This window comes from Rhodococcus sp. MPR-R1B (assembly GCF_058793255.1).
Genome location: NZ_JBXAFO010000030.1, coordinates 20,448 through 44,581 on the forward strand (window position 1 = coordinate 20,448; position 24,134 = coordinate 44,581).

General features: G+C 61.0%; 26 protein-coding genes. 15 read left to right on the forward strand and 11 right to left on the reverse strand.

Going from position 1 to position 24,134, the window contains the following annotated elements; all coding sequences use genetic code 11:
- Positions 1-430: 430 nt before the first annotated feature.
- Positions 431-928: a hypothetical protein gene (locus AC1Q61_RS27965; RefSeq protein ID WP_075835882.1), complete on the reverse strand. Its 498-nt coding sequence runs from the start codon at positions 926-928 to the stop codon at positions 431-433.
- A 215-nt stretch (positions 929-1,143) separates the two neighbouring features.
- Here AC1Q61_RS27965 and AC1Q61_RS27970 point away from each other — a divergent pair, with 215 nt between their 5' ends.
- From AC1Q61_RS27970 to AC1Q61_RS27985, 4 genes are all read left to right on the forward strand, one after another.
- Positions 1,144-1,494 (forward strand): hypothetical protein, encoded by a 351-nt coding sequence (locus AC1Q61_RS27970; RefSeq protein ID WP_064112259.1) that lies wholly within the window; start codon positions 1,144-1,146, stop codon positions 1,492-1,494.
- A gap of 261 nt (positions 1,495-1,755) precedes the next feature.
- Positions 1,756-2,295 (forward strand): hypothetical protein, encoded by a 540-nt coding sequence (locus tag AC1Q61_RS27975; protein ID WP_232354261.1) that lies wholly within the window; start codon positions 1,756-1,758, stop codon positions 2,293-2,295.
- A gap of 695 nt (positions 2,296-2,990) precedes the next feature.
- Positions 2,991-3,281 (forward strand): hypothetical protein, encoded by a 291-nt coding sequence (locus tag AC1Q61_RS27980; protein WP_157127675.1) that lies wholly within the window; start codon positions 2,991-2,993, stop codon positions 3,279-3,281.
- Positions 3,205-4,335 (forward strand): OmpA family protein, encoded by a 1,131-nt coding sequence (locus tag AC1Q61_RS27985; protein WP_157127676.1) that lies wholly within the window; start codon positions 3,205-3,207, stop codon positions 4,333-4,335. The genes AC1Q61_RS27980 and AC1Q61_RS27985 overlap by 77 nt, the downstream gene beginning before the upstream one ends.
- A gap of 110 nt (positions 4,336-4,445) precedes the next feature.
- On the opposite strand, the gene AC1Q61_RS27990 is transcribed toward AC1Q61_RS27985, so the two are convergent.
- Complete coding sequence (locus AC1Q61_RS27990; protein WP_492654911.1) at positions 4,446-5,942, reverse strand: tetratricopeptide repeat protein; 1,497 nt, start codon at positions 5,940-5,942, stop codon at positions 4,446-4,448.
- A 725-nt stretch (positions 5,943-6,667) separates the two neighbouring features.
- Here AC1Q61_RS27990 and AC1Q61_RS27995 point away from each other — a divergent pair.
- The 4 genes from AC1Q61_RS27995 to AC1Q61_RS28010 all read left to right on the forward strand — a co-directional run bounded on the left by AC1Q61_RS27995 (position 6,668) and on the right by AC1Q61_RS28010 (position 10,924).
- A complete protein-coding gene (locus AC1Q61_RS27995) occupies positions 6,668-7,951 on the forward strand; it encodes a hypothetical protein (protein ID WP_157127677.1) in 1,284 nt (427 codons plus the stop codon).
- A 5-nt stretch (positions 7,952-7,956) separates the two neighbouring features.
- The gene (locus AC1Q61_RS28000; RefSeq protein WP_075835891.1) at positions 7,957-8,226 is read left to right on the forward strand and encodes a hypothetical protein; all 270 of its coding nucleotides are present in this window, start codon (positions 7,957-7,959) and stop codon (positions 8,224-8,226) included.
- Between the two features lie 181 nt (positions 8,227-8,407).
- Positions 8,408-9,412 carry a tyrosine-type recombinase/integrase gene (locus AC1Q61_RS28005; protein WP_231915854.1) on the forward strand — a complete coding sequence of 335 codons (1,005 nt, stop codon included), beginning with the start codon at positions 8,408-8,410 and terminating at the stop codon, positions 9,410-9,412.
- A 51-nt stretch (positions 9,413-9,463) separates the two neighbouring features.
- A complete protein-coding gene (locus AC1Q61_RS28010) occupies positions 9,464-10,924 on the forward strand; it encodes a hypothetical protein (protein WP_156519334.1) in 1,461 nt (486 codons plus the stop codon).
- A gap of 320 nt (positions 10,925-11,244) precedes the next feature.
- On the opposite strand, the gene AC1Q61_RS28015 is transcribed toward AC1Q61_RS28010, so the two are convergent.
- The 3 genes from AC1Q61_RS28015 to AC1Q61_RS28025 form a co-directional block, all read right to left on the reverse strand.
- On the reverse strand, positions 11,245-11,706 hold the full coding sequence (locus AC1Q61_RS28015) for a hypothetical protein (protein WP_047269230.1): 462 nt from the start codon (positions 11,704-11,706) through the stop codon (positions 11,245-11,247).
- A 126-nt stretch (positions 11,707-11,832) separates the two neighbouring features.
- Complete coding sequence (locus tag AC1Q61_RS28020; RefSeq protein ID WP_231915853.1) at positions 11,833-12,174, reverse strand: transcriptional regulator; 342 nt, start codon at positions 12,172-12,174, stop codon at positions 11,833-11,835.
- Positions 12,164-12,766 carry a hypothetical protein gene (locus AC1Q61_RS28025; RefSeq protein ID WP_075835893.1) on the reverse strand — a complete coding sequence of 201 codons (603 nt, stop codon included), beginning with the start codon at positions 12,764-12,766 and terminating at the stop codon, positions 12,164-12,166. Before AC1Q61_RS28025 ends, AC1Q61_RS28020 begins: the two co-directional genes overlap by 11 nt.
- 157 nt (positions 12,767-12,923) lie before the next feature.
- Between AC1Q61_RS28025 and AC1Q61_RS28030 the strand changes: the two genes are divergently transcribed.
- Positions 12,924-13,286, forward strand: a complete 363-nt coding sequence (locus AC1Q61_RS28030; protein ID WP_155419153.1) for a hypothetical protein — start codon at positions 12,924-12,926, stop codon at positions 13,284-13,286.
- 935 nt (positions 13,287-14,221) lie between these two features.
- Here AC1Q61_RS28030 and AC1Q61_RS28035 read toward each other — a convergent pair.
- The 4 genes from AC1Q61_RS28035 to AC1Q61_RS28050 all read right to left on the reverse strand — a co-directional run bounded on the left by AC1Q61_RS28035 (position 14,222) and on the right by AC1Q61_RS28050 (position 17,185).
- On the reverse strand, positions 14,222-14,590 hold the full coding sequence (locus AC1Q61_RS28035; RefSeq protein ID WP_064113452.1) for a hypothetical protein: 369 nt from the start codon (positions 14,588-14,590) through the stop codon (positions 14,222-14,224).
- 219 nt (positions 14,591-14,809) lie between these two features.
- Positions 14,810-15,190, reverse strand: a complete 381-nt coding sequence (locus AC1Q61_RS28040) for a hypothetical protein (RefSeq protein WP_156519333.1) — start codon at positions 15,188-15,190, stop codon at positions 14,810-14,812.
- Between the two features lie 322 nt (positions 15,191-15,512).
- Positions 15,513-16,082, reverse strand: a complete 570-nt coding sequence (locus AC1Q61_RS28045) for a hypothetical protein (RefSeq protein ID WP_047269223.1) — start codon at positions 16,080-16,082, stop codon at positions 15,513-15,515.
- A gap of 173 nt (positions 16,083-16,255) precedes the next feature.
- Positions 16,256-17,185 carry a ribonuclease H family protein gene (locus tag AC1Q61_RS28050; protein ID WP_064113450.1) on the reverse strand — a complete coding sequence of 310 codons (930 nt, stop codon included), beginning with the start codon at positions 17,183-17,185 and terminating at the stop codon, positions 16,256-16,258.
- A 219-nt stretch (positions 17,186-17,404) separates the two neighbouring features.
- Between AC1Q61_RS28050 and AC1Q61_RS28055 the strand changes: the two genes are divergently transcribed.
- The 6 genes from AC1Q61_RS28055 (at position 17,405) to AC1Q61_RS28080 (ending at position 22,414) form a co-directional block, all read left to right on the forward strand.
- Positions 17,405-18,016 carry a hypothetical protein gene (locus AC1Q61_RS28055; RefSeq protein ID WP_064113449.1) on the forward strand — a complete coding sequence of 204 codons (612 nt, stop codon included), beginning with the start codon at positions 17,405-17,407 and terminating at the stop codon, positions 18,014-18,016.
- A 69-nt stretch (positions 18,017-18,085) separates the two neighbouring features.
- A complete protein-coding gene (locus tag AC1Q61_RS28060; protein ID WP_232354262.1) occupies positions 18,086-19,045 on the forward strand; it encodes a DEAD/DEAH box helicase family protein in 960 nt (319 codons plus the stop codon).
- A 214-nt stretch (positions 19,046-19,259) separates the two neighbouring features.
- Positions 19,260-19,736, forward strand: coding sequence for a hypothetical protein (locus AC1Q61_RS28065; protein WP_338481213.1), 477 nt, complete (start codon positions 19,260-19,262; stop codon positions 19,734-19,736).
- Positions 19,737-20,221: 485 nt separating this feature from the next.
- Positions 20,222-21,127, forward strand: coding sequence for a hypothetical protein (locus AC1Q61_RS28070; protein ID WP_064113447.1), 906 nt, complete (start codon positions 20,222-20,224; stop codon positions 21,125-21,127).
- A gap of 19 nt (positions 21,128-21,146) precedes the next feature.
- Complete coding sequence (locus AC1Q61_RS28075; RefSeq protein ID WP_075835895.1) at positions 21,147-22,061, forward strand: hypothetical protein; 915 nt, start codon at positions 21,147-21,149, stop codon at positions 22,059-22,061.
- Between the two features lie 32 nt (positions 22,062-22,093).
- Positions 22,094-22,414, forward strand: a complete 321-nt coding sequence (locus AC1Q61_RS28080; RefSeq protein ID WP_064113445.1) for a hypothetical protein — start codon at positions 22,094-22,096, stop codon at positions 22,412-22,414.
- Here the strand turns inward: AC1Q61_RS28080 and AC1Q61_RS28085 are convergent.
- Entirely contained in the window at positions 22,393-23,646 is a 1,254-nt protein-coding gene (locus tag AC1Q61_RS28085; protein WP_064113444.1) for a nuclease-related domain-containing protein, read from the reverse strand. The genes AC1Q61_RS28080 and AC1Q61_RS28085 overlap by 22 nt on opposite strands.
- Positions 23,643-24,047, reverse strand: coding sequence for a hypothetical protein (locus tag AC1Q61_RS28090; protein WP_064113443.1), 405 nt, complete (start codon positions 24,045-24,047; stop codon positions 23,643-23,645). The genes AC1Q61_RS28085 and AC1Q61_RS28090 overlap by 4 nt, the downstream gene beginning before the upstream one ends.
- Positions 24,048-24,134 lie beyond the last annotated feature (87 nt).

Here is a 24,134-nt window from a genome sequence, read left to right on the forward strand (position 1 = left end):
TCGATCCGTTTGAGACGACACGACATTCAACGCTGATACGAAAGCGGGTGTGAGGGGAAGCGTCTCTCACACACCCGTATCTTCCTAACCCGGCGTGGATTCCGCCACCGGCCGTCAGCTGTTGCGAACTGCAGGTGTTTCCAACGGAAAACACCCGAGAATCACGCACCCTTCCTGAGTCGAAGTGTGCCGTCGTTTGCGCTCGGCCCCCGACTGCCACTGCGACCAGCAGAGATTAGACGCAGTCATCTCCGGGTACAGTTCCGCCAGCAGCCTGCGGAGTGCGCGCATACAAATCCAGTCGGTCCACCGTCGACGTCTTGCGCTCATTCTGCAGGCTGCACCTGCAACCGTCAGTCCCGATCAATACCCGAGTTCTCTTGCACGCGAGTAGGCCGGCAACGAAGCATCAGCGACGGCCTTACGCAGTTCACTCCTCGTTGAGCCAGACACCGTCGGTGGCTTTGATCTCGCGGATCATCGATGGGCCTCCGGAGGGCCAGGTTTGAATGAGGTAGTCCTCGGTGGGGGTATCGACGTCGAGGTCCCAATGCGTGGCCCGGCCGCGGGTGGCGATGCGGAAATGGCGCGCTCCCTTAGGAGAGGTGAGTTCGCCGAATTCTTCGACGATCTCGTTCTCCAAGGTGATGAAGAGCATCGGTTCACGGCATACGACGGTGACTTCCTCGATGTTGTCCCATGCATCGAGATCGATGTAGGGTCCACCGTTTTCGAAGATGTGGTCTTCGCCGGAGAGCAGTTCGAGTGTGACGTTGACCGGGCCGTAGGCGATGCCGGTGTGGACCGAGATGAGATTGTTGCCGGCGTCGAAAACCTGGCCCGTGGTGTATGTGTCCGTGGGATCGGTGTCGGCTGCGGAGATGAGAAACGTGTGGTGCCCAGCGCTGATCAAACCGGTGATCGTCATCCGTCGATTTAAGCAGCTTGAACCTTGCAGGTCCGTCGATCCCCCTCAGACGAACGGGATTTCGCGGGGGAGAACCGATCATGTCCAGCGCAGCTGAATCATCCGCCGACGACGCGCGATCCCCACCATCCTCACCGGCTCGTACAGAGAGATCACCGCGAACGTCGCAATCATCAACCCCGCCCCCGATGGTCAGGGCAGGCATACTAGGCGGCATGAGCTACAACCTGGCGTTCTGGGCTGGAGGCGATGATCTCGACCCCGACAACGTCTACACGCGCCTGAACGACGAGCAATCCGTCAAAGGTGTCGACGTGGTGGACCGGGACCGTGTCTTGCGGGCGTTTGCGGAGGACCTCCCAGGCTGGACGTGGGACGGGCAGTTCCTGCGCCCGCCCGGGACTGACCCTGAAGGAACGCCGGCCTATGACGTATCCATCGGTGAGCAGTTGGTCGAGTTCATCGGCTACAAATTCCGAGGAGAGCATGCCAACGAGATCATCGGCGCGATGCACTCACTCGGCTATCGCCTCTACGACCCGCAGATTAGTGAACGATTCGCCTGAGCCGCGACGGAAAAGGAGTGAAAATGCCGTCGACATCACTGCTCCGAACCATGACGGACGGACTGACCTTGAGAGCCATCTCGTCTGAGGGGCCGCCAGCATCCGAAAGTGTCACCGCCGCTCTCGTTGTTCGTTCGCTGCAGTTACTTCGCGACATCGACCCGGTCTTCGGTGTCGACCTCTATCAGTCGGTAGGCGACGATCTCCCCGCCCGAGGCGACGGTCGAGCAGATACTCGCCTCGAACGTTCGGCAGATCCTGGTGCCGCCGACGGAAGAATCGATCGAAGCCACATTGATCGAGAAGCGGCGATCACGCCACGCCACCGGTGGGATGTATCCACTCTCGCTCCCACAACACCTAAGCCTGTACTCGAATGCCGGCGATATTCGCGTGGTGGCTGGTTTCGGGGGCACTTCGGGGACGGGAAGTTTCATCTGCACTTTCGCCGACGAATCTCGGATCACACTGGCATTGAACCTCGTTCAAGGGCTCACTGATATCTGGGACGCCCCCACAGCGGTCCTCTACCGGCGAGCTGAGTCGCGGGTTCAGAGTTACGTGCCCGGCGGTGCGACGATCGGCAGCTGCACCTATTTGGGTCAAGAGTTCCCCGTCGACGAAACCCAGCTCCCGCCCACCGTGGAGGCATTTCCGTATCGGGACGGCACCGTGGTCATCCAGCGCGATCTGTCAGCGCCGTTGACTGCCGATGACATCCGCAGCATCCGTGCCGCGGCAAGCCTGCCCACCGAACGACGAGAAATCAGGCTACCGAAAGGCTCACGACTGGTGTTATAGATCTTCGTAGCGCTGAAGCGGGAGCTGCTCTGCCGGAACGAATCTCACCGCATGGCCGCAGATTGACGGACTTGTCGGGGGATATCTTGGGGACAACATGGGGTTCCGTAGCGATCGCCGTCAGAGTGGGGAACGGGTTCTTCAGAGGCAACGTATGTCCCAAGAGCGCTGACGCGATCACCGTTGTCGAATCACTAGGCAGTGACGACCACGGAATGTTCGAGTACCGCGTCCGATGCCCAGTGTGCGGCTGGTGCGAGCACGGGCGGGCGAGCGAGATCACTCCAAAGGACTCCGACGAGTGACGCTCAATTCTCAATGGAGGTGCAGGTAGGGCAAGGCCGTCGAGCGACGGTTCGACTGGCGTTCCACAGGTGCGGATCAGGCCTGTCCGGGCTTCGAGTGACTTGCAGGTTGGTGAGCGGGCCAATCCGTCGGCGTGCACGTTCAAGATCTGGATTATCTGTCTCCAAGAACGGTATAGGCAGCATGACCTTTCTCAGTTCCTCGCACGCTCTGTATGCGACCGATGACAGTTGACAATCGATTGGTCGGCATTCTCCCAACCCCGCCGAAGTTCTAAAAGCCTCACACACAGCACACAACCCCACGACGGCGCCGTGTGTGTGGCGATCTCATCGGAAGCGAAGTTGCAGCCCACCCCGCTGCGGCCCGCACAGAACCGAGGAGACCGGATGCACAAGGAACAGCGCCGACTCGTCGCCAAACTTCACGACGCCGGATACGTCACTCGCCGCACCAGCAGACAGCACCTTCTCGTGCTCCATGACGGGCAGATCATCACCTGCTTCGCCGGCACACCGAGCGACTTCCGCAGCTGGCGGAACTCGCTGGCTCCGCTGCGCGCCTCGGTTTCTGTGCATGACCTCTACGAAGGGAACACCGATCATGACGATCACCCGCACCACGTGTGCTGCTGCCTTGTTGGTGCTGACGGCGGTGACGACGTTGTCCGCCTGCAGTAGTGAATCCCCGTCCGCGTTGACGATCGCGATGACGGCGACCAGCAACGAACCTGCCCCCTCGACCGAGGCGATCATGGATCTGCTGACCGAACACGCGGCTGGATCTCTGAATCCTGAAGACGGCATCGTCACCCTGGTCACTCCGGAAACGACCACCACCGTCGATCTGACTCCGATGCGCGGCGAGGCCGTCGAGGCTACTGACGGCAAGGCGGAGAAGAAGATCGCCGCGAACATCGAGAACCTTCAGCAGACTGCGTCTTCAGTCAGCTCGAGCCACCCCGGGTTGGATGTGTTGGGTGTCCTCGATCGGGCACTCGAGGCCACCACCTCCGGAGGTCGGGTAGTCCTCATGAGCAGCGGATTCGCCACGGTCGACCCGATCGATCTCAACGCCGCCGGCAACTGGATCACCGCTCCTGATCAGTTCGTCGACGCGATCGATGATCGGAACCTGCCCGACGCGGCGGGCAAGAACATCACTTTCGTCGGCCTGGGCTACCCGGCTCCCGGTAGTGCTCAGACGGTCGCTGGTCCGGCGGTGAGGACTGCGTTGCAGACCATGATGACCGGTCTCTGCTGGCGGATGAATGCCACTGCTTGCGACGTGCTTCCGGGGCCGGTGAGTGATCTGCCGCCGGTGTCGACGACTCCGGTACCCGTCGTCGAGCTCAACCAGCTGAGCACACAGTGCGCCGGTCAGATCGACATCGACACCAGCATCGCGTTCGCCCCGGAAAGCGACATCCTGCTCGGCGGTGTCGATGGCGTGCTTGCACCGATCGCGCAGGAGTTGAACAACTGCCCCGGAACGACGGTTGTCGACGCGGTCGGCCACAGTGCCTCCGTCCCTCACGAGAGTTGGGGTGGTGGCCCTGACCTCGAGAAGCGCCGCGCGCAGGCCGTCCTCACCCGACTCCGTGACCTCGGCGCTCCCATCGCGGCGATCGGGACCGCCCGCCCCGGCGGGCAGATCATCGACAACATGCCCGGTGGCAACTTCCGCGAAGACCTCGCGGTGCGCAACCGCATCGTCACCCTCACCATCAACTAGTAGAACCAACTACTAAGGCGGTGGGAACGGTGGACGGTATTTGGCTCTTCCCCTCGGAAGATCTCAAACTTCTTGGGAAGATCTCAAACTTCTTGGTCGTTTCCCCGACCTTAGGCGTCAAGCACATTGGAGATCTCTTCAAGTAGAGCGAGAGCATCTTGAGCGATGTCAGTTGGTGATGTCGCGGCAACTTTCTCGAGCATGGCGCGTGCAGTGACGAGGTCGTTGTCTTCGTACGCTAGGACCGCGGCGGCTACCTCTGATTCAAAGTGGCCAAGTGCGCCCGCCATCTCGAACCATATTCTCGCGGTGCCGTGATCATTGTCGTCGCGCGCTTTCTTGCCGAGGTTGGCCATGGCCTCGGTCTGGCCGTGGGCAGCCGCGCATGCAAACCAACCCCACGCCCTGGGCATGTCGTTGTCGATATGGCACAAGACCGCGAGGTTGAACATGGCGTCCGCTTCGCCGTACGTGGCGGCCATTTCCCACCAGCTTCGAGCCGCGTCGACGTCTGCGCGGTCGTGAGCGTGCACCCCGAGGTTGAACATGGCGCCGCTGTGACGATGGTCCGATGCCACTTTGAACCAATGCTCCGCCGCGACGTAGCGCTCTGAGTTGTACTCCCACTGCCCGGCGTGGAACTCGGCATTCGAATCGAGTTCGAGGCCAGTCAGGAGATTGAGTGAACGGGTTGCAGCTCTCAGGTGTGGGGTGAGGGCGTCGAAGAGTTGATACTCCTCCTGATCATGGTCGGGGGTGCGGATGAGGATGGCGTGGGGAGATCCTTTGTAACCTTCGGCGGCCCAGCCGAAGGCGTCGTCGAATTGACCAGTGCGCCAGGGGAGATTGGGGCGAAAGCGCAGGTAGTGCAGCTTGCAGAGTTGTTCGAGTTGTTTAATTTCGGCGCCGGTGGGGTAAAGAATGGTCGCATCGATCGCCGCTTCGATGAGAGCAGCGCGGATACCGCCGGCGGCGAGTTCTTTGGTGGCTTCGGATTTGAAGTGATCTACGGAAGCGAGCGCTTCGGCCAGGCGTGTGAAATCGAGCCCTGCGACCGGAGACGTTACGTTGTCCAATAGTGCTGTGGCTGTTCCTAATTCGGAGGCGTCGAGGATTGTTTGGTAGTAGATTCGGTGTTCGTCGAGGAGTTCGATCAGTTCAGGTGTCGCACCGATCCGGGACAGATCGGCATCAGCGGTGACGGTGCGGTTGTTGATCTGATTGCGCCATGTGCCGAGGTCGTGTTCGTGGACGATGACGATCAACCGGCTCCTCGAGGCGAGTTCGGTCAACCGCTGCGCGTTGAGCCCGTCCATAGGGTTCACACCCAAAAACTGGGCGTCATCGAGAACGACAACGCCAGGGCCGGCGTTCTTTTCTTTCCTATGCAGATCAACCAGCGCTGGCAGGACCCCAGGGGCGGGGTTGATCCATTGCACCGTGGCATCCGGGACCGCACCGGCGAGTGTTTCGAGGACGCTGCGCGATTTCCCGGATTTCGGTGGGCCCACGACCACGGTGATACCTGTGGAGATCGCCGTGAGCCGTTCCGCAAGCTGAACGTCCGCGGTCCGCGCGACGTACGGAGGTATTCCGCCGCCGAACATCGACGACCCCAGATTCAGTGCTTTCGGGTCGAGTTCGGCTGCCGACACAGGTTCCGTGGCGGTGAGATCGCGGGTTTTGCGGGCGCGTTCCTCCGAATGTGCGCCTTCAGCTGCTTGTTTTGCCGTACTCGTCCGTGACGCGTCTTTCGCATTGTGGACTGCCCAGAACACCTTCGCGAACGTGTCCCACCGGCCGTCGGGATCCAATCCCAGTCTCTGGATACGCTCAGGCGGCTGCGGAACGGCGTCACTCACCACCGCGATGAGCGCTTGCTGTAGGGCATCCTTGTCCGGCGTCGTCGGCACCGGCGCAGGGTCCTCCGCGCGCCCTTTTCTCCATTGGGTATACGCGCTAGACGGCGTCTTATTGCCGACGTGCCACCCCTTGCCTAGCCCGTCCAAGAGGTCATGGTCGCGAAGGTATCGCTGCATCCACCGGTAAACAGCGGGCAAGTTTTGGTACGCCTCGATTGTCTCCTCGAGCCATACCGAATACGCGCGTTGCGCTGGTGTCCAGCTCAGCTCTGGCTCGTTCGTCAACATCGCCCCTTCGAGGTTCAGACCGGACGGGCGGTCAGACGATTCTCGGACCAGGCGCGTACGCGCCTATCTATTTACAGCACACACAGCACACAACCCCACGACAGCGCCGTGTGTGTGGCGATTTCGTTATCTCATCGCCCCGGAATCCTCCGGAGCATGTGAGAGTCGAAGGGGCAGTCACGATGACTGACATCGAGAACTTTGAGAACCAGTTCGCCCGGTGGGAGGACCCGGCCGGCAAGCCTGCACGCGGGGAGGTGACGATTCCGCGGGGGGAGAAGATCTCCTCGCTGTTCGGTCTCGGCCCTATGCCGGCGTCGAAGATCCCCGCAGTCCAGGCGCTGGTCACCGAAAGCCATCGCCTCGACACCCGTCCTGTGGTTGGGGAGCTGACGCTCGGTGAGCAGGCGGTGCGCGCGAAGGTCGTCGGCCGTGCGGAGAAGGGGTTGGCGAAGGACGTCGAACGCAAGGTGGTCCCGTTGATCGCCAAGCTCCGCAGCTTGTACGGCCAGATCAACATGCTCGACAAGCTGATCGGCGCTGCTGACATCATGTCGCTTCATGGTCCGAACGGGGAGTTGCTCACTCCGGGTGAGGCGCAGGACGCGCACGACACCATGCGTGATCAGGTCACGCGCAAGATCGGGGAGGGTTCCAAGGAGCACCTCATCGACCGCGATTACAGCAAGGCCCGGAATCGGCGGTTGATGATGCTCGATTTCCCGGTGTTCCTGTTGGCGATGATGGGCTTGCTCAACGTCAACCTGCGTCAGGTGTTCAATCTCGATGGACCCGCGTTGGTCGGGGCTGGCACCGCGATCGTGTTCGCGATCTTCGGTACCTGGCTGTTCGCGGAGATCATGGGCCGTAGCGGTGCCCGGCACCGTAGGTTCAAGGACGCGGACACCGCGCTCGGGGCTCCGGATTCGACCCGCAAACGGATGCGCGCCGAGCAGATCGCGCTTGCCGCGATCGTGATTTTCGCGTCGTCGGTAATGGGGATCCGTATCTTCACCGAAGGGATGGAAGCGGATACGCCGCTGGCGTTGGTGCTGACCTTGAGTGGATTGCTGGCGGTTCTCGTCGGTACGGCGGGCTACTTGAACTACATGTCCGAGTACGAGAACGGCTCTGATCAGACCGATCGCGTCAAGCATCTGGCCAGTCAGCTCGGGAATCGTGAAGCGACCATCCAGCAGCTCGGCAAGCAGCGCGCTCTTCTCGTGGAGGAGTCGGGGATCGTCCTTGCTACCTTGCACCGGACCCTCGCTGCTGCGTCCGAGGCCGCGGCGCAGAGGGTCACCGGCAGCAGCGCCGACAAGGCGATTCGCGCGTCCCGTTCCTACGCCGGCTCCCGCACCGCCGTGCCTGCGCCGGCCTTCGACAGTCCGACCATCCTCGAGATCGGACGTCAGGCCAACGAGTTGACCGAACACCACGCTCTGCTCAATCCGAAGGAGAACTGACCACCATGGATTTCAAGAAGATGAAGGCGGCCGGGAGCCGGATCGGCGCCACCGTGGGCGTCCTCGGGGCTCTCGGTGGACTCGGGGGCGACCCGGTTGCCCGCAACAGCAGCACCGGCTTGGGACAGCAGTACGCCAAGTACGCCAAGGACGTGAGGCTCCCGAGCAGCGAGAAGGAGATCGCGCGGATCTTGCGCACGGCCACTCGTGAGAAGGGGACGCGTCTCAAGGGTGGTTACAGTCTCAACGGCAAGGACATCAAGAAGTTGAAGTAGCCGCCTCGACACCCTGTTGGCCCGGAACCGATCTGGTTCCGGGCCAGTGGAGTTCGCGGATTGCTGAGTAGTCGGCACGCTGAAAGTGCTTCCCACCGTTTTGCTACATAACTACTATTATGTAGCAAAATGAGTGGGCCTGACCCCACTCCCCACGCTGTCGACGAGAGGCCCCCGAACTGTGAGCACCTCCCTCGACGTCGCGTTCGATACCTTCATGAACTGGCGCAAGGGCGGAACCATGTCTACCCACACCGCTGAGGCTTACCGCCACGATTTCGTCGGCATCGCTGACGCCCTCGCCGCCGACTTGACCGTTCCGATCGAGCACCTGACGACAGCCGTCCTCGACAAGGACCACATGCGCCGTGCGTTCGCCCGGTTCGCCGAAACCCGCGCTCCGGCGAGCGTGCGGCGTTGCTGGTCGACGTGGAATACGTTGTGCGGCTTCTGGTGCACCGAGGATCTCCTCGAAGCCAACCCGATGTCGACGGTTCGGCGGCCGGCGATGTCCAAGCGGCAACCGTCGTCGTTCGACGGCGAAGCTGTCGCGAAATTGTTGGCCGCAGTGGGTGATCCGGACGACACCCACGCTCGAGCCTGGCCGGAGCGTGACCTGGCGATCGTGCTCACCTCCCTTCTGACCGGCTGCAGGCTCTCCGAACTCGTCGGCCTCGACATCCGAGATCTGCGCGATGTGGACGGCGCCAACGGCGCGAAAGCGGTACGCGTGCGAGGAAAGGGAGACAAGGATCGCACCGTCACGATCGAAGCTGGCCTGGTCGACGTACTCGGTGAGTACCTCGCGTCGCGGGCGATCCGTTTTCCTCACACCGGTCGCGTACGTGCGCGATCTGATTCCACACCGTGGACCCGTTTCCGGGCGACCGATCCCCTGTTCGTCGGCCCGGACGGTGCTCGCGTGTCGAGATCGCTGGTGCAATACCGCACCAAACGGGCGTACTTCCGGGCCGGTATTGAGGACCAGAAGGTGCGCGGAGCTCTGGTGCACCAGTTGCGGCATACTTTCGCCACCGGTCTTGCGGACCAAGGTGTCTCGGTTTACGAGTTGCGGCAGATGCTCGGGCATTCGTCGATTCAAACGACGTCTCGCTACACCGCGGCAGCCGGGCAGGAGACACGCGTCGCCGCAGCGGCGAACCCCGTCTACAAGATGCTCGAGTAGAACTCGCCCACGTCGACCCACTCCGACGTCGAGCCGCCGTACGATTCACCGGTGACGCGATCCCCCGCCCTACCCGTGCACATCGGGTGTGCAGCTCCCTCCGAGCAACCAGCCACACCGGCCAGGAAGCATTCGGCGACCGGTGACGACACTGATCAGCAGACACCGATTAGTGCCGCCGCGATCGACTGGGATCAACTAGATGTTGAGCCGCGGTGGCTAGGACAAGAAGCTGCCGATTGCGTGGCCGCGATCGACCCACACATCTTTGACCGTAGTGGTGGCGCCGACGAATTTCGACGCTTCTCAGCCGGAGCAAACGAGCGAGATGAGCCAGCACTCGTCATCAGTATGCTCGGCACCGCCAGCCGCGCCGAACCAGTGAAATCGCTCTTCCAAGGCTCAGATAGCTCCTTCCTGCTCCCCGACGCCCGCGGCACGATCGGCGGCGGGCGGCTTCCGGCCGGTGCCTGGCCCATACTCGCTCCTGGCCTGAACGTCGCCGATAAGGATCTCGGACTGCGATTGCTCAACCGCCCCGCTACCGCACCGTGGTGGTCCCTGGAGTTGCTCGGCACCGCCTTCGAATCGCCAACGGGCGCTCAAACTCCGAGCCCGCCGCGCGGGAGCTTCGAACCCATCCTGATCGATGCCCTCGGCAATCCCGTGGTAGCAGCATGGGCGCCCGCTGACGGCAGCATGCGGTGGTACGTCATCCCTGATGCGGTCGACTGGACCCAGATCATCGATTGGTTGGTTCAGCAAGCGATCCCGCATTTCGCTCCGATGGCCGCCCGCCGGTACAGGATCGCAGGGTCAGTTGCACCCGAATGGCAGACCCCGAGAGAAATCGCAGCCCAGGATGCGTTGGCCGACATGGAGAAGCGGCACGAGGAGGAGTGCGCCCGGCTCCTGGCGGAGCTCGAGGAGGCGAGGGAGACTGCGACCAGCATGCGAGACGGCCTGCTGTACGGGAGTGGCACTGAGCTCGAGAAAGCCGTCGCGCGAGTGTTTGAGGACGCGCACCTCGAAATACTCAATCTGGATGAGACAGGCAAGGGTACGTGGTCGGCGGACCTGCTCGTCCATGATCAGGGACGGAGGTATCTCGTAGAGGTCAAGTCGGAGGGCGGTAGAGCAAAAGAAGCGCTCGTCGGCGATCTCAAGAAGCACCTCGCCACCTGGGCGAGCGAGCATCCGAGCGAGTCCGTCAACGGCGGGACACTGATTGTCAATCATGAACGAAAGACGGATCCGAGTGACCGCTCGCGCCAGGTCTACACCCGCCCCGAGTTCGTGAACTCTCTCGATGTACGGGTTGTGTCGACACTCGATTTGTTCGATTGGTGGAAGTTATCGAATTGGTCTGCGATTAGAGCCGCAGTTTTGGGCGAAACGCCGAAACTTCGAGTAGAAGGAACCTCTCGCCTAGACATGGAGGCGGATGCTGGTAGCCGAGAGTTCCCTCGACGCAACTGGTTTCGTACCCACTTTCGTAAAAACGAGGGCTGATGGACGCTGACTTCGAGCAGTTCCCCCCTGCGTGAGGTACCGGCCTCGTGAACCGAAAAGGGAGCCTTCCAGAACTGTTGATCACGCCGCTTACGCGCTCGCCGTGACGGGAGGAAAACGCTCAGGTCATCGATGCGGCGAGCTAATTGGAGAGCGAGACGGTTCGGCCGCTGCTATTGATGGCCCAGCGCCTGCGCCGGCGTTGATGCAGGTCCTCCTAGCCCAGTTTTGTTGTTGTATATGAGTTGTTCGTTGTGCTTCGTGAAATGCTTTGGCGCCAAAGCAGTTACTTCGATCTCAGCTGGCCACGGTTAGCAGGGTCAAACGCCGGTGCACGCGGTACCGAGCTGAACGCCGCCCTCCCACAGTGTGTTACAGACCGATGCCACGGGCGTCAGGTAGGAGCGGCCCATCCGGAACTCGCCGCTGTACTGGCGCCCGCCGCCGTACTGGTTCTGTTCGTCGATCACTTGACCTTGGAAGCCAAGCATCCGTACTTGCTGGCGGGGATTCTGGACTCCGCCGGCAGAAATGAAGTTCGCCCGGAAGGTGAAGGACTGCTGGCTGGACTTGCTTTCGATGTTTGCCGCGACATATCCAGTGCAATTTTGGATACAGGTCGTTCCGAACGGCTGGATGACAGGATCTTCGAGTGTTGACATCCCCGTGGCCGGGGCGCCAACACCAGGTGGTGGTGGCGTTTCCGCCGGCTGCGCGAGAGCCGGACCACCGATCAAACCGATTGCGGCAGTGAGCGAGACAACTGCAAGTGATCTGCGCATTGTTTGTTCCCTTCGAATGATGTTCTCTGGCGGGACATCACGACCATAACAACGAAACCATCGCGCGTGGTCGGTTTTCCGGGAATTGGTAAAGAAGTTCAAAAGTCTTGCGAAATGTGCAGGGACTTAGTACGTTTCATCACTATTTAGTGCTCTGACCTGGTCGATCTGGTCCGCGATCGACCGCAGAATGCGCGCTTCCTGGCCGAGTTTGAGCGTCCCGTAATCCGTCAGACGGATCCAAGATCGGGACCTTCGTCCGTTGTACGTCTTCCTCACGGCGATGATTCCTGCCTCCGCCAAGACGTCCAGATGCCGCCCGAGGTTTCCATCGGTGAGATCGAGTGACGTTCGGAGGAAAGAAAAGTCGACCTCCACGCCACCGCCCAGCAACATCAGGATCGACAGTCGAGTGCGCTGATGAACGACCTCGTCGAGACTCTCCCCTACTGTTCCTTTATCGGACAATTGAAGTGAGCCTTTGGTTCTCATCCAGCATTGACCAGACTGCCGTCGCGATCACAACCACCGCAAATGCGGTCGTAATGTAGGCCGAGACCTGCATTGACCGTGTCGTCTCGACAATTCCGAAAATCTGCCGCACGGCAGCCGCGGAGGTGACCAGCCCAAGCATGAATCCGAACGCCGACATTCCCCAAACGAGCTGACTTCTCTCGCGCCAGCCAAGCCAGAAAAAGCCCACACTAAGCAACGTCAGGGCACCGAAATTCGATGACGCGACAAGCAGTCCGGCGACCGTAGCGGCTAGCGATAACAGGAACAGCGCGCCATACCCGATCCGGTATCCGCGTACGCCGAGCCGCGAGGATCGCATCGCTGTCGCAGCCCAGAGGCCTCCAAAAGTCAGCGGCACCACGAGTGCGATGAAACCGTTCTGACTCGCACTCTCACCGAACATCCACACAAGACCTATGAGCAACGAACCCGACCCGTAGCCAAAGAGATTCGTCGAGTTCACTCGACGCCTGAGTTGAACTGATATCGCGAGGGCTGCGAGTTGATCAGTACCTGCCGATTTCGAATCCTCAGCCTTTGTCATTTCTTTACTCTGCGCCGCAGAGTGTCCTCTGTCAACTACCTGACACTTAGCGGACACGTACGAGATCTAGAGCGCCCCAGGGGTGAGATCGACTGGCATTGACGACATAGGCGGTCGAGCCCCAAGCTCAGTCATGCTTCAATCCAAGTATCTCCGAGTGAGCGCAGTGGCAGCTGTATCCGCGGCAGCGCTTTTCCTGCTGGTGGAGGGCATTGTTGGTGGCGACTGGATCCAGATCTTGTGGAGCACTTTGGTCGTCGTTGGTTGGATCGCCTGGTGGCGCGACGAGAGCAACCCCACATCGGTACGAAATGGCCTTGGGTCACGACCCTGGAAGCTTGGCCGAGTTTGTGCGGGTGCTGCATTAGGCGTCGTCGGGATTGTGCTGCTGATTACTCAAGATGCGCTTTTCATCCGTATCTCCGGCGGTCTCCTCATCGCGTCGTCTGCCTGCTTTGGAGTTGCTCTGTACTACAGATGGCAATCGGGGGAACGAACTCTTGGCCCGCACATCGACTAGCTACCTTTTACTTGAGACCCTGTGGATAGTTGTGCGCTACATCAGGTCATCTCTCATTCGATCGTTACTGGCCGGGGCAGGGCGCCGCTTGCTGTAGGGCGGCCTTGTCATGCGTCCAGTGAACGAGGCTTTGTAAGGGTGCAAGGCCTCACCTGGCCATTCGCTGATATTGAATACGCGGTCGTGTAGATGTGATCGTGACACCACCGCTCCCTCGGACTTGACCACCTGACTGACGCGACCAGGAGACAACGCGGCCGCCTCAGCGATAAGAGCCTGGCTAAGTCCGGAACTGCGAGCGATCTTCATCGCGTCCACAAGTAGCGCTTCGACCTCAACGGATAGTCCACGGAGCGCGTGTAGGAGGCGGGCAAGTTCCTCGACATCCTCAAGGGCCTTCTGTCGATCATCGTCATTCACGAGCATAAGTTTAACGGGCTAATGTTAAGGTTGTCGGTGTGGAAAACGCTGTTGACGGTCTACTTTCAGCGTCTGATTGCCGAACGCGCTGGGTATCCACGCCGAGACCATTAAGGGTTTCGACGTGCGGGATGCCCGGCGAGACTGGCGAGAGGGATCATGATGGACTATCCACCGATCTGGTGGCTCATGCCCGCCTGGCTCATTCCGGACTACATCAGGCAAGGAATTCTCGATAACGCTCCATGCTGGCTTGGTGGGTACTGCCGATAGATGCCGGAGGGGACGTTGAGATGTTGGATCTGGAGTTGTTTGTCGGCCCATCGTTTGCTGCCATGATTCGTGCGGCAGTGGCATGGCTCCAGTTCGTCGGAGATCTCTGACTGATTTGTGCGACTAACGCCTCAAGCGATCGGGAACCCACACGAAGTCGTGCGGTCATGCGTAGAGAGCGAGGCCCGGTAAGGCTGCAGTGCTTCGCCCGGCCATTCACCGACCCCGCCGACGAATCTGCGCTACCAGAGAGTTGTCTGGGTGGGTGTGAGACCTGCGTTTCCGTGTGGTGCTCGTCGCTGCGTCTTCCGGCCGGACGCGCGCGCGATGTCGGCCTCTGGGATTCCGGCTTGTCGGGCCATTTCGATGTCGTGGGTGGGATCGACGCGTGCTGCGGTGGCGATTGCGATTTTGACCAGAAGGTGTCGTCGGAGTCGCTCGCGTCCATCTGCGGACTCTCGTGCACTCCACTGGTTTTTCCATTCGGCGCTGCCGGCCGCCGGCGCGGATTCGACTCGATTGGCGAGGCGTTCGAGCAGCACGTCGAGCGACTCCAGCAGAGCGTCACATGCCTCTGCTACAGCCTCATCTCTGATGCCGTCAACCCGCATGTTCGCAGCGTATCGAATCGACGACGCGGTCGCTGGGAGGCGAACTGCGTGCCGCTACCGCGTTTCGAGGGGCCCGGCATTCAACTATCTGGTTACCCAGCGCGATTCGAATGTCGCTCTCGTCGACGGGGCCTGGCTACACGTCGCGCTGAGGAAGGGAGTTCCTCGCAACGTAGACGGAGATCGATGTACCCAGGGCCCACGGGTGCCCTCCGCGGCTCACTGCGTAGTTTCCTTCAAGACGCCCTGCGCGTTGGCTGACAGGTTGTGCGTGTCCAAGAGTTCGTCCGCGTGGGCCTTCTGATCGTTGTACTTCGCGGCAGTACTGATCTCGAGCAGCATTGTGCGTATCGGAATGTCCTCGACGAGGTACAGCTCCTCGAACACGGACTGGATATGCCAGTACGCGTTTCCCTCGAGGTCGTCGCTGTCGAGGTAGCGCAGGCATTCGTAGACACCTTCGGTGCCGTAGCGCTTGATCAACGCCTCCGCTGCGATTTCCCTCGGGGCGAGATTGGTCGGGAAGCGCAGTCCCTCGGTGAGAATCGCGGTTTGTGCGTTGGTGGCTTCGATGTCCGCCAACGCATTTACGCTCGCCATACCTGCTAACCACGGCACACTGACACGTGCCATGGGGATTCTGGCTGTCACGTTCATACTGATCGCCGGAATCTGTGTGGTAACGACGCCGGTAATCAGCACATGGTTTGGTGACAAGAATTGACTGGATTCCAGGCACCGTGAAACGAGAAACCAGTCGGATGCGTTGGCTGCAAGATCCTTTCAGCTGTGCGCTGCCGGATTTTCGCCTGGCTCGTTCCGCGACATCGAGGGAAATGGATTGGTAACAGCCGTCGGTATTGCGGAGATCGGCGTCGATAGGCGATCCAAAGTGGCGTTCAGCATCGTCACGATTCCGCTGTTATATGCCCAACCTGTCGGTGTTGGATTCCCCGGTGTCTGCCCAAACATTACGGGAGCGTGCATGAGTCGTATCCCACAGTGAGGCAGCGGGAGTGCCGCCGACGCTTCCTCCGGCTACGGGTATGGCTGGAACCGGGCTCAGCCCGAGCCCCAACCAGTAGTCGCGGGTAGCGGTGTTGGCCTGATCCCACTGCGCACTGTCTACAGTGCCGCCGACCCAGCCTCCGGCAATCGCGCCGATCGAGAACGGTGTCTGAGAGGTTTCAAGGAGGGTCGTGGGTAGCCCATCGAGTGCCCAGAAGGCCTCGGTGGTGGTATGTCGGGCAGGTAGAGGGATTTCGGAGGATGGGCACCGGTCTTGATCGCCGCCGATCCCGACCCAGATCAGCCGAGGTGCTTTTCTGCGACGCCACCGGCGTTCGGTGGGGTCGTTGAAACCGCGGATCCAATGTCGGCCTGTGGCATCGGTAATCGGCGTTCCCTGCGGGGCGGTGCGTAACTGGGCGGCACAGTCATAGACGCGCCCGCGGTTGAGTGCTGTGTTGAATTCACTTTCATCGCTGGTCATCGAACCCCCTGTGAGTAGTCATGTTCAATCTAGACCTGCGGCACAACGGCTCTCGCCTATGTCCGACTGGTAGTCGAATTCTATGGGCTAAGGTCTTCTTGCTGGCGCCAGGCAATGGAACTTCCTGAAATGCGAGCGTGTCTACTGTCATGAATCTATAACCGACATACCTTTCACGCTGCGATGTCATGGCGAATGTTGTCGAGAACCTGGGTCAAGGCGGAACTTCCGATGCTGTAGGAGTTGAATCTGCGCACGCATTTGGCGGCGCGGTCCGCAGCCTCGTTGAGCCGATCGCCATCGTGACCCTTGACCCACTTGAACGAGACTTGTCTGCCGGCGGAGGCATTGTGGATTCGTCGTACGACCGATGAGATGTAGCGATCTGTGTGCAGTTCGCCGCACCGATTGCGAGCGTCGAGTTCAGTTGGCGTCAGCCCAATTAGGCCGATCGCATCTCGACTGTCGGTTCGAATCACCAGGTGCTTCTGGGCAAAGGTTTTCAGAGCCAGCTCGATCGCGAGAAGCTCGGCGACGATTGGAGTGTTGGGTGCGTCGGGCTTGTAGGTTGCGTGCAGTTCGGTATCGGTTGCCACACCCATTCCGCAGCCCAATCTGGTCGCCGAGACCGAGCCATCGGTGTAAACGACCAGCGGCCGTCGCATTTCCAGATTTCGTGCCGTACGAGCGTCGAGTTGGCCGGCGGCGTCATAGAGCAGGCGGAGGCGGGAGCCGAGCTGGTCGTAGAGGTTGGTTGCGAAGACCGCCTGTGAGAATGAGGCTGCGCTCTCGATCAGCATGTCGCGGACGTGCCGGTCACTGATGTACACAAGCAGTTCTCGATTCGCGGCGTTCGCGCGTTCGTAGAGGTCAGCGAAGATGTCGAGGACGCTGGCCCGCCAGCTGTCGGAAGCGTTGCTGGATGAGATCGCTTTCTGGGTGAGCGTGTCGCCTGCGTCGGCAAGTATTCCGGTGATGATCTTGTGGTCGACACCGAGTGAGTAGTGCGGGTTCACGACTCGGATTACAGCGGTCAGTGGATTGTTCAGCTGCGGTACGGCACCGCCGGCACGCAATTGCAGGGGCGTAGGGGCATTCATCATCGTTCCAATCTGTGATCTCGTGTTGGTGATGCAATGACGGTACGAAGGGCCCTTCCGCCGTGCGGCACCGCGAATGAAGGCCCGACACCGTGCGGCACGCCGCTGACGGGTGGCAGTTGCGAGCGCAGTGTTTCACCGAACACCGGAACCGGCCTTCCTACAGTGGCAATCACACCAGTGATCACCGCGCTCACGCGGACAACGTAGGGAGCTTCAACAATGGCTGCATCGGTCGCGCGCTACACCGACGACAGCCGCCGACTGTTCATGTCGACGGTGGCGAAAAAGGTCGAGAACGAGGTTTCAGAAGGTGCCTGCGCCGGGCCATGGCTGCTGTCTCTGAACATCAAAGACGCAGTACAGGTCGCACCTGGCCCCAACAACACCGAGAGGCACCTCTGCGGGCTGATCGACCCCAACGATGCACGTGCGGTTGTAGCCGCCGACCCGGACAACCTTCGCTCTCTCGCTAGGGCGATGCGCGAAGCTGCCGACAACGCTGATACTCCAGGACCGATAGTCGATTCGCTATTCGACGTCGCAAAACGGTGGGATACCGCGATGGTACTGCGCTGCTCAGGCGTGCTGCTGGAGTTGCGGGATCCACCCATGAGCACGCAATCGACGGCACCGCGTAGCGATCAGTCGCAGCACACGGAGACTCCGAAGAATCCTGTTCCGCAGCAGAATTCGAGGCCGGCACCTGCGCCGAACATTGCACCCGCACCTGCAATTCCCCCGAAACCTGCTCCTGCAGAAGCGATGACTCCTACGGCTCCCCCTGCAGCGTCATCGACGAAAGCCGTGGCCACCGAAGACCCCTGGGGCTGATCGAACGTGCCACCACGAACACGGGCACGTAGTAAACCTCGAAAGGCCCCGCCTGCGAAACGTATGGAAGTGCCCTCCGTCGCGCGTGGACAGAGGGTCTGGGTTCTCGACGGTGTTCCCTACCGAGCGACACCTCCCGGCGCTCACTACTACCCGGGAATTCGCGCGCATGCCTATGTCGGGGAGACCCTGCCGGAAACATTGCAGGTCTACGCATCCAAGCCGTACAGCTACGCGCGGTGGATCGAGGACGAAATGAACGGTGTGCGAGGGCCGGGCGCGCGGGCCGCCCCGAAGACCCCTACGGCAATGCAGATTTCCGGCGCCAAAGCGATCGCCACCGCGTACAAGAGTGGCTACCGAGGCATACTGCTCGGCGACGATATGGGGTGCGGAAAGACTGGTACGGCAGTGCTTGCCGCCAAGGCGATTTGCCATCTCGGCGGCGGCGACACGATCTTGATCACGGTGGACCGACCGGCGCAGATCACAATCGGTGCCTGGCGTGATGCGATCGCTTCATTCGGTGGAGATGGCGGCTTTCGCTGGTTGATCATGTCGCCTGACCAGCTGAAGAAACTCCTTGGAAAGAATGGACAGCCGAAGCATGTATTCGCCGTCGTGATCAACGACGAGGCACAGCAATTCCGACACATCACAACTCAACGCACGCAGTACATGCGGCGGATCAACAAACTCTCTTCACCACCACAACAGGCCCCATTTGTACTGTCGGTGACAGCCACACCCGGACACCACCCGGGCGAATACACCTATCTGTCGTCGCTGCTCGCTCAGATCCACGGGGAGCGCCCACAGCAGTGGGCCGACCTCGGCGCCAGGCTCGCCGAAATGGGTGTGCCGCTCGAACCGGGTTGGGAGAAAGGTAAGTGGCAGTGGACCGCTGACGCGAAGGAATCCACGACGACACAGAATCAGGCGGTGACGAGGGTCCGCCGCTGGATGGAGAACACGAACCCACCAGTGCTGCTGCACCGCGATGCACCTTGGGGGGCCCGCTCCCCTTGACGGGCTCCCTGTGGAATTCACACCTGCGCAATGGGCGTCATACCACCAGGATTGGGGAGAGTTTCGTGCCGAGATGCGACTTGCTCGTACCGGTCAGGACACGGCCCGCGGTCGCGCCGCGTTGATGCGGTTTCGGCAGAAGGCGAGCCTGCTACGGGCACCCCAGACTGCGGAGTTGGTGGCTGCGACAGTGGAACGCGGATATCAGGTGCTCGTGGCTGTCGAACTCACCACTACTGCTGCTGCTCCTGTTGCCGATCTCCTCGAGGAACAAGGGCTGGGTGTTTCTCGCATCTTTGGTGGTGGAGATCTCGAGACTGAGCGGATGTCGTTCCAGGTGGGTCGCAACCCTGTCGTGGTTTTCAACACCACTTCGGCAATTAATCTGCAAGCCCGGGAAATGTTTGCGGATGGGACGCGAGCGAGCGCGACTCCGAGGATTGGGTTCTTTCATCAGCCGCGGTATTCCGGGATCGCAGCGCGCCAGACAATCGGTCGAGCACACCGTGACGGGCAAGTTTGCCCGTGGTCTGTCATCTATTCAGCCGACACCGTCGAAGAGGATGCGGCCCGTACGATGATCAACAGATTGGTAGTGACATCGACGAGTGTGAATGGCGATACCAGCGCACTGGGGGCCATTTCGAAGCTGTTCGGAGCGGACTGGCTACCTGACAGTTTTTTCGAATAGCGAACAAATTGCCATCATGTGGTCGGTTTTTTCCAGGTACGTTGTCGATTGACGACTTACATGCTTATCATGAAGCTGCCTCCCTTTTGGGGAGGCCGAAAATCGCGAGTGCGGTACCGGGACGTTTATTCGGGCGTCTTTCAACGGTTGCCCTCGCGTCGCGTCCCCTGATGGATGTGGAGCATCTCCGATAGGCGTGATGGCCCGCAATAGCGGGCCATTCGCATATCTGCACCATGCCGCGAACCTCGGAGCACCGGAACCGGCCAGGCAACAATGATGCGGATACCTCGTCGGAAGGACTACGCGTCATGTGTAAGGCCAAGCCGGGCCGCCGCTGCCCCAAGTGCCGCGGCGCAGCCGTGACAGCGCAACGTAGCGCGCTTGCCCGTGCCCAAGCCAGATATGCGGCGGCTACGAACAAATCCGCTGCGGACCAGGACGCTCTGGGATCAGAGGTCCGGTCCTCCGCGCGGGAGCTAATCATGAGGCAAACCGAGCTCGATTCGACGGACGAGGTCCGAGCTCAGTTGGAATCGGAGATCAACAGACGTGTCGAAGCAGATCCGAAAGATCCAGAACTGGCAAAGCTGTCGAAGAGGCTCATCGAAGGCAGGCTGATGGACGAGTACCGGCGAGAACAAGTCGCAGCCATGCCGGCCCGGCCAACTCACCCCGCGGCAGTCGAGGCGTACCGAGAACTCGGAGACGCTCGATACGACATGGCCAGGGCGAAGGTGAGAATGGACATCAACGGCGACAACCCTGCTGAATGGAACCACTGGTCCCGTGAGCACTTCAAGTGCGCTGAGGCTGCCAATACTGCCGCCGCACGCATGCACGTGATCGAAGCAGCCCAAGATGGTAGGGCGTGGCAGGCACTGTCGAACGGGGACCGCATTGCGGTGCGTCAGGAACTTGCAGAGGGCAGATCCTTCACTACGCCAGCTGCGCCTCGGCCTATCGACGAGATCCTTCACGACTACGCAGACCGGTCCGAAGGATACGAGCCGCTCCCTGATCCGCTCGACTACGCCGCTCACGCACCGTTCGCCGGCTTTATTGGGCCCGTCCGGAAGCCACCCGTCACGCAAACTGCGACCAAGGGACCAGCGACTGAGGAAACTGCGACCAAGCGAACAGCGAAGGAAACTGCGCCCAAGCGGACAGCGAACAAGCGGACAGCGACCGAGCAGAAACGCCGCAGAAGCGAACGTAGCCGTGACGCTCGACGCATGCTCGCATCGATCCGATCGACGTCCGGCAAAATCAACCCGGATAGATTGGCAACCAAAGCCGGGGTAAACCCGTCCGGAGGATCTGGCCAACACGCGGACTCTCTCGACTGCACCGGGATGCTTTTGCTGTTAGAACTGCTACCGACCAAGTGAAGGAGCTCCACCCGTGGCCATGTCCAGAACCTCCCTGACCGTCGCACTCCTCGGTGTGACGGCCGTGGTCCTGTCCGCCTGCGGTGGAAGCACCGAAGAAACCCCCGGTGGTAGTGGAACCTCGTCGGCCGGAGGTGCGAGTCAGTCGAATGCCGGCACACCGAGCCTTCCTGCACCGCTTGCAGACTTTGCAGCTCTCGCGACGACAGCAAGCAAAGACGCCTGCAGCAGCGACATCACCGACCCGGTTACCGAGATCATCAGATATCAGTACGAGAAGGCAGGCAACGACGTCAGTTCACTGAAGGTCGAGACCAGCAAGGGGATTGGCCCCGGGAACTTGAACAGCTGCACGTTCAGTCTCTCCGGAAGCTCGACGTGGAATGTGCCCACGGTATCGGTCGCAGTACTTCCTGCGGCTGAGAACCCGCTGTCCACCACTGTTGACGACCTCGGGCGGCTTGCACCGATCGAGCCAGCGCCGGCCGGCCTTGACATTCAAAGGCCTTGTAACGACAGCGATGTACTGAACCCGGCCGCACCCTGCAGTCCTACCCGCATCGCCTATGACCAGGCCGGACTGATCACGGAAGAGGTCATTGCGGCGACTGGCAAGACGTTCCTCGACCCGTCGACGACCGTCGGTAAAGCACCCGACTCCGGATATCGCAAAGTCAACGCCACGACCGGCAGCACGAAAGACCAAATCAACGCGACGAGAGTGGTCGGAGACGACTGGCTGTTGTACGCCCGGATCGCCCCGAGTCAGTTGAACAATCAGGCCCCGGCACTCGACGCGTACTTTGTCAGCACGGACATCACCGGCGGCGGCGACCCCGACAGCAGTAGCGGCCCCGCCGCAGATCTCACAATGGCGATCAGTGACTACTTCCGCGCCGGAACTTCGACGTTGCCGAAGGGCAGCGTCAGCTAGCCCACCCCGGGGCGTAACGGAAAGGAACTGCCATGCAGGTAGTACTCGGGTTCATTGCATTGGCGATGACCGTATGGCTGATCCGCCGCGTCTGGAACTCAGGAGCTGCACGATCCCTGATGTACCTCGCCGGAGCGCTCGCACCGCTGGCTCTTACTTATTTCGGCTGGAGCGACCAGCACGGGGGCATGTGGGTGGCATGGCCGTTCTACGCGGTCGGCGTCGCCGTTCTCGCACGCCAGTTGGAACTGCTGTCCAGACGGCTACCTGCGCACCGCCCCAAACCCGAAATCGCGACATGGGCGACATCGAATGCTGGATCAGCCGCGGCTTACTTGGGCGGCAGCAGATAGTCGACAACCACCGCCAAGTCCGCGATGAACTCTGCCGGCCTACCCAGCGTCGGCAACGACCGCAGGTAACTTGCGATATGAGGGCCCGCAACGATCTGCACTTGCGTTTGGAATCCGCCGTCAGTGGCGACGTCCATCGGCCCGCTGGCAGAGTTCATCGTCGCGCCATGAACGGCGAGCACAGTCGGAGTAACCAATCGATCTGGCGGCATCGCCAGTAGATCGTCGATGCACGCAGCTTCGAACACCGACGATTCGGCGATGAACGTCGCGTCCCGCCCGTTCAGAGTCCAGCTGTGCTCACCTGTTGCTGCGCCGAACAGTTCGTCGATCTGCCGGCGCTCCGGAGTGTGGCCGACATCGCCGCTGTAGGTCAGGACACCATTGCGGTGCTTCGAATCCACTACGAGAACCCCTGGGGGGCCAATTACCACGTGATCTACGTCAGCGTTGGTTCCTGGGAGCGAGCGCGAATGTAGGACGGTCCATTCCGGGCCGAGACGGGCGAGTTCGGCGGCCGTCTGTTGCTCTGCGCTGATCCCGGCCTGCAAGTTGTGCGCATCCATAGAGGGTGGCTCGACGAACCCGATCAGATTCCGCGCCAAGTTGCTTCCAGGATTCATCGGGATCCCAGATCGCTTCGATGCCCGCCGCGCAGCTATCACCGTCCCCACGTCGATGCTGAGAGCGGCGGCAGCACCAGTACCAACCAAAGCCAAACTGATCGCGGCGGCATGTCCGAGTCCGCCAGCCAGGGCAACGCACACCGGAACACACCACTGTGCGGCGACGACAGAGGGCGTGCGAGGAAACCGCAACCTACGTGACGTGCCGACGATCCACGTTGCCACCGCGATAGCACCGACCGCGACGAGCTGTCCGACACCGATCCCGAAATGAACCCCCACTGCCACGGTGGTGCCTGCCGCTGCGACCATCGACGCCACCATGACGGCGGCTCCGTACAAAGACACCGCGTAGTTCAACCCGGCGGCGCCGAGGACCGCGACGGTCAGAATCCACGCTCCGACCTCAGCGTCGGCGACGAAACCTGTGATCACGGCAGCGGCACCGCACAGACCCAACACAATCGCCGAGACGCGAATTGCGCTGCGGTTACGGCGGTATCGTTGTTGTTCCCGCTCGATTCCGCGCAGGCTTCGTGCAGCGGACTCGACAGGATCGCTTTTCGTCGACCCAGTGCGGTCAAGCGCGCGTCTGCTGATACTCATGCGGACCACGCTAAACCGTCGAGTTCCGTATCTCCCCACGGTTCCATCGTCTTCCAAGCGTGAGGCGCAGCAGTCGCCACGATCAGTGGCTCCGACTCGAGCATCGACCAGCCCATGGAGTCGCATGAAAACCATTGTCCGTCGATCTTGACGACGTCCCCTACTGACAGCGACCGCAGGCCGTGGATCTTCCGGTACGCCACGGCGGCTTTGGAAGTCTCTCCGACGTTGAATTCGTCGAACAACAAGCCGAGAGCTTGGATAGCCGTTATGCCCGTGGGGATCTCGGCATTGAACACGACAACCATCGGCTGCCCCGGCTGGTAGCCGAAGAACCCGAGGTGGCGACCTTCCTGGTCGACCGCAGCGTTGTGCAGGATGGACGCGATTCGAGTGCTCATGGTGGATCCTTCCGATCACGGGGCGAGCTGACATCCATCACGGTATGAAAGGCTCAATCCCAGTGCGGCACGGCTTGTTCGCCGATC

Coding starts and splice junctions, on each gene's coding strand:
- AC1Q61_RS27965 (WP_075835882.1), bottom strand. CDS start 928: ATGACGATCACCGGTTTGATCAGCGCTGGGCACCACACGTTTCTCATC.
- AC1Q61_RS27970 (WP_064112259.1), top strand. CDS start 1,144: ATGAGCTACAACCTGGCGTTCTGGGCTGGAGGCGATGATCTCGACCCC.
- AC1Q61_RS27980 (WP_157127675.1), top strand. CDS start 2,991: ATGCACAAGGAACAGCGCCGACTCGTCGCCAAACTTCACGACGCCGGA.
- AC1Q61_RS27985 (WP_157127676.1), top strand. CDS start 3,205: ATGACGATCACCCGCACCACGTGTGCTGCTGCCTTGTTGGTGCTGACG.
- AC1Q61_RS27990 (WP_492654911.1), bottom strand. CDS start 5,942: ATGTTCGGCGGCGGAATACCTCCGTACGTCGCGCGGACCGCGGACGTT.
- AC1Q61_RS27995 (WP_157127677.1), top strand. CDS start 6,668: ATGACTGACATCGAGAACTTTGAGAACCAGTTCGCCCGGTGGGAGGAC.
- AC1Q61_RS28000 (WP_075835891.1), top strand. CDS start 7,957: ATGGATTTCAAGAAGATGAAGGCGGCCGGGAGCCGGATCGGCGCCACC.
- AC1Q61_RS28015 (WP_047269230.1), bottom strand. CDS start 11,706: ATGCGCAGATCACTTGCAGTTGTCTCGCTCACTGCCGCAATCGGTTTG.
- AC1Q61_RS28025 (WP_075835893.1), bottom strand. CDS start 12,766: ATGACAAAGGCTGAGGATTCGAAATCGGCAGGTACTGATCAACTCGCA.
- AC1Q61_RS28035 (WP_064113452.1), bottom strand. CDS start 14,590: ATGCGGGTTGACGGCATCAGAGATGAGGCTGTAGCAGAGGCATGTGAC.
- AC1Q61_RS28040 (WP_156519333.1), bottom strand. CDS start 15,190: ATGGCGAGCGTAAATGCGTTGGCGGACATCGAAGCCACCAACGCACAA.
- AC1Q61_RS28045 (WP_047269223.1), bottom strand. CDS start 16,082: ATGACCAGCGATGAAAGTGAATTCAACACAGCACTCAACCGCGGGCGC.
- AC1Q61_RS28050 (WP_064113450.1), bottom strand. CDS start 17,185: ATGATGAATGCCCCTACGCCCCTGCAATTGCGTGCCGGCGGTGCCGTA.
- AC1Q61_RS28055 (WP_064113449.1), top strand. CDS start 17,405: ATGGCTGCATCGGTCGCGCGCTACACCGACGACAGCCGCCGACTGTTC.
- AC1Q61_RS28070 (WP_064113447.1), top strand. CDS start 20,222: ATGAGGCAAACCGAGCTCGATTCGACGGACGAGGTCCGAGCTCAGTTG.
- AC1Q61_RS28075 (WP_075835895.1), top strand. CDS start 21,147: ATGTCCAGAACCTCCCTGACCGTCGCACTCCTCGGTGTGACGGCCGTG.
- AC1Q61_RS28080 (WP_064113445.1), top strand. CDS start 22,094: ATGCAGGTAGTACTCGGGTTCATTGCATTGGCGATGACCGTATGGCTG.
- AC1Q61_RS28085 (WP_064113444.1), bottom strand. CDS start 23,646: ATGAGTATCAGCAGACGCGCGCTTGACCGCACTGGGTCGACGAAAAGC.
- AC1Q61_RS28090 (WP_064113443.1), bottom strand. CDS start 24,047: ATGAGCACTCGAATCGCGTCCATCCTGCACAACGCTGCGGTCGACCAG.